Annotated in this window: 2 protein-coding genes and 3 pseudogenes; 2 read left to right on the forward strand and 3 right to left on the reverse strand. The window is 48.9% G+C overall.

From position 1 onward, the window contains the following. A pseudogene (locus tag SCI24_RS21040) lies at window positions 1-213 on the forward strand (IS481 family transposase); the annotation flags it as partial. Between the two features lie 61 nt (window positions 214-274). Here SCI24_RS21040 and SCI24_RS21045 read toward each other — a convergent pair. Together SCI24_RS21045 and SCI24_RS21050 are read right to left on the reverse strand one after the other, a co-directional pair. Continuing rightward, window positions 275-1,048 (reverse strand): hypothetical protein, encoded by a 774-nt coding sequence (locus SCI24_RS21045; RefSeq protein ID WP_318727230.1) that lies wholly within the window; start codon window positions 1,046-1,048, stop codon window positions 275-277. Between the two features lie 3 nt (window positions 1,049-1,051). Then, entirely contained in the window at window positions 1,052-2,197 is a 1,146-nt protein-coding gene (locus SCI24_RS21050; protein ID WP_318727231.1) for an NAD-dependent epimerase/dehydratase family protein, read from the reverse strand. A 323-nt stretch (window positions 2,198-2,520) separates the two neighbouring features. Here SCI24_RS21050 and SCI24_RS21060 point away from each other — a divergent pair. Then, window positions 2,521-3,585 (forward strand): annotated as a pseudogene (locus SCI24_RS21060) (transposase). Between the two features lie 264 nt (window positions 3,586-3,849). Here the strand turns inward: SCI24_RS21060 and SCI24_RS21065 are convergent. Next, window positions 3,850-4,092: pseudogene (locus SCI24_RS21065) on the reverse strand (DDE-type integrase/transposase/recombinase); the annotation flags it as partial. Window positions 4,093-4,322: the final 230 nt, after the last annotated feature.

Here is a 4,322-nt window from a genome sequence, read left to right on the forward strand (position 1 = left end):
GGCCGCATCAGCGACGTGCTGGCGACTCGGCGCTATACCTCAGGCGAGGACCTGGAGCAGACGCTGAAACGCTACACCAGGCTGTACAATCTCCACATCCCGCAGAAGGCGCTGCACCATCAATCACCCATTGAGGTGATGAAGGAATGGCAGACCAAGCAACCTGAGTTATTTACCAAGCGGGTGGTCAATCACACGGGACCCGACATCTAAAGGCGATCCCATCATCCGGGCCCCTACACTAGAGAAAGCCGAAACCTTACCCCCTCTCCATTTAGTGCTGATTTTTATATGCAACAAACCAGAAATAGATTAAAATTGAGTAGTGGGCAACAAGTGCACCAACAGAAAGCACAGAATTAAGCCCTAAAAAGCGACGGAAAAATTGATACTGATCTTTAACAAGCATTGCTTTCCGCCTAAGGTGATCCCGCCTGCTTTTTATATTATAAACATATGCAAGAACATTCAATAATTTAATTTCACGTGCAAGGTCTTTAATTTCTAACCAATATTTCCAATCTTCCTTCCTTCCTTTCCTAAAAGGGATTCTTATTGCCAGCCACGAGTCAACATAGGTAGCACCTATATAGAAAGGATTTATTATTTTAATTAAATTGACAGGCTTTGGGTTTCTAATAGAGCTATACTGTTCCCCTTTAATGATAGCAGAACAAGAAAACAACTTCTTCTCATAGTTACCGTCTCCTACTCCACTCTCCAAGAAATATGTGACAATATCACCAAGCAATAGATCGCCAGAGTCTAGAAAATTAACCAGACCATGTTCCATTGTAGCTATTTCTTTGAGAGCTATGTTTCTAGCTTCTGCCCTACATCCGACTGGGTTAATATCAATCTCCACAAAATTATAATTCCCAGGAAAAGTGAGAGAAGACGTATCCAGAGGGCAAGCACCATTATTTAACACAAAAAAATGATAAAATTCAGCATTAGGATGTTTTTTTGCAACCTCCACAACACTACAGCAGGTTACGAGGGCCTCTTCAGGCCCTCCTCCACATGGAGTCACATAATAAAAATTCATTACTCACCACTTAGGGGATGTCAAAACATTATTCTTGTTGAAGTTAACTTTAGACTGATCGGCAACGAACCTAACATCATCAATTAATGCCTCATCCAGCATTACTGGTTCAAAACCCAAGCTACGAAGACCTGAATTTGATACTTCGAGCTCATTTTCAGCAAGCTCTTTCCGTGGATTATCCACAAACTGGACATCCGCATTATATATTTTTCTTAACACCTCAGCCAATCCAGCAACTGACTTAACTTCCGACACCTGATTAAATATACGGACTCTGCTGTTATCAAATACATCGTTCTCGACAGAAAGCTTAATGCATTCAGCTGTATCTGATATATGGATGAACGCTCTTGACTGCCCACCTGTACCATATACAGTCAGCGGAACATTATTAGCAGCCTGGGATATAAACCGATTGAGAACGGTCCCATAAATACCATCGTAGTCAAAACGGTTCACCAATCTAGTATCCAGCTTTGTCTCTGGAGTTTCTACACCCCAAACAATACCTTGATGAAGATCAGTTATCTTCAACCCCCAATTTTTATTATAAAACTGGAAAATTAACTGGTCTAGACACTTTGTCATGTGATAAACGCTACCAGGATTGGCTGGATAAAGTATCTCAGTATCCTCCTTAGTTTGCGTAATATTAATACCTAAATACCCCTCAGGAATCTTTCCGAACTTCTTAGAATAACCATAGACCCCCATCGTACCAAGGTGAATAATATGTGTATCAGGCTTAACATCGACAATTGCTGAACAAATATTATGGGTTCCGACAATATTATTGTCTACTGTGTAGCGACGTTCACGATCTCCAATCATAGAATATGGAGCTGCGCGCTGCTCAGCAAATTGCACTACGGCATCAGGCAAAAAATCTTTAATCAAATCTCGTAATTCACTTGGCTGGGCTGCAATATCTAGATAACAAAATTCTACATCACCGATCTTCTCTTGAGCCGCTGCAACACGGTCACGAATATTTGCTATTTTTGTAAGGCTGCCTGATGAAAGCTCGTCATCAATAGCTCTTCTCGAAAGGTTGTCAACAACCATTACTTTATGACCAGCTTTTGCAAGCCTCAAGGTAGTCGGCCATCCGCAAAAACCATCACCACCGAAAACAATAACTTTCATGTCAAAACCTTTCAAATTTTGAATGTGGCATATTACTTTTTACACGCTATCTTGGCAAGCCCAGCAATTCTTAAGCTAGTTATCAAGATCACTGCCGATGAGCAGATTCTTTATTACATTCACTTTCCTGCAAGAATTTTATGCAGAATTTGTGAACACCGTCCAAAGCGATCATTTGGGCCTTAAAGGCCTCAGAGCTGTTCATACCACTTGCACTGCGTCGGCGCTGACGATTCTAGTGCATCTCGATGAGATCGAACACCTGATCCCGGCTTATTCCCTGAAATCGAAGATGACGAGTGATTTTCTCTTGTAGAATCAATATGTTCCTGCCAGAACACGATTCCAGAGAACCACTCGCCATGGGTGAAACCCTAACGACCTGGTCGCCCTCGTGCAACGGTTCTGTCCGTGTCGAGCTGAGCGGCCACCGCACCACCAGCGACAGCGGCGCTCTCCTGCTGCGTGGTACTCTCGACAACAGTGGCGTGATCGAGGCGCTCGAAGACAATCTGGTCGATCGACGCCCCCCCCCCCACCTGTGTATCAACCTGAATCCATACACCGGCTCAGTGAGTTAAGGTCAATATCAGAGCCCGAGGTTCAGGAGCCCGTATCATGCCTAAACCGCCAACCGAGTTGCCCGATCATCAGGTCACACCGAATCCTAAACTGGAGAAGCGGCTCAACGAGAGCAGCGGCGCCCAGGTTCGGGTGCGCATCGATGCCGGCTTCACCGACAATGACACGCTGGAGGCCCTGGAAAAGTGTGATATCGAGTACTTGGGCCGACTGCGCAGTCACTCGGGCCTTCAGAAGCTGGCGGCGCCGTACCTGCGGCGTCCACGAGGTCGCCGCCCCGAACACCCCCCGGGAGTGGTGTTATGACCTGTCGTACCAGGTGGGCTCCTGGCCGTCGCCGCGACGCATTGTGCTGGTCGTGCAGGAGCGCCCCGATGATCTGCTGCTGCATGCCTTCTTCCTGGTCACCAACCTTGACAAGTTCGACTGGCCGCCGGCGAAGGTCCTGGCACTGTACCGCAAGCGCGGCAGCGCCGAGGCGCACATGGGCGGGGTGAAGTCGACGCTCGACGTGCATCTCCCCGACAGATCGTGCCAACTCCACCGTCCAGGACGTCATAGCCCGCAACGAAGTGAGCCTACTGTTGAGCCTCTACGCCTACCCGGTCCTGCATGGGCTGCGGCGCTTGCTGGAGAGCCGCACGCACCAGGGGTGGAGCCTGATGCGGATGCGCGAGCAGGTGCTCAAGGTTGCGGCGACGCTGACGGTGCATGCCCGGCGCATCACATTTCACCTCGGCGATGCCGCCGACAAATGGTTGCCCACCTTGCTGAAGGGGCTGCCTCGGCTGACGGCCTTGGCCTGACACCCAGCGTCACCAAGATTGACTCGCCAAGTAAGGCGGCCACAACGGAGGTCGAAGGCCACGCTGCGCCGGCGCCAGACATCAATTCCTGATCATTATGAAAAAATCGGCCAAAAGCCGAATCGGGTATATGCCAACCGGCTACCAAGCGACCGCGTGAGGTTGAAGCAGGTCGGTACCGGCAATTGATGGACTCAACACGCTCGTTCTGTGCCCTGATGAATGAGGCGGGCTGATGGCGAATGACATCTAGAGTCACCAAAAGCTCGCTATGGATCGCCTCGACCTTCAGGCTATGGAAGAAGCGCTTGGAGCACGCTTTAACATAGAAATTGCCCTTGGCACTCATGCTGCATTAGCAGTGACTGGTACAGGGTCGAAAAGTACTGGCTTCCGCGGTCCGAATGTACGACGCCTCTTTCGGATGCACAACGCCATTTTGAGAGCGTCACCGGCCAAATCAGCCGTCATTCGTTCACTAATCACCCACCCGACTACTTTGCGTGAGTTGTAGGGTTCCGGATGATCAGATCGCCTATAGAAGTTATCCTCTGATAGCAGCCAGGGAGCTTCTACAGCAATTCATCCGGGAGCAGGTTCATGGACATCAAGCTGCACAAGCGGAGTCTGTCAACATAGTTGGCACATGAAATGGTTCCGGGTTCTTTAAAACCCTGCTGCTTGCGGCACCGGGTCCGTCTCGGGATTCAGGTGCACTACCTCTGGCAGGCTGAGTT

Origin of the sequence: Halomonas sp. (genome assembly GCF_033549285.1) — a bacterium.
Taxonomy (GTDB): Bacteria; Pseudomonadota; Gammaproteobacteria; order Pseudomonadales; family Halomonadaceae; genus Halomonas.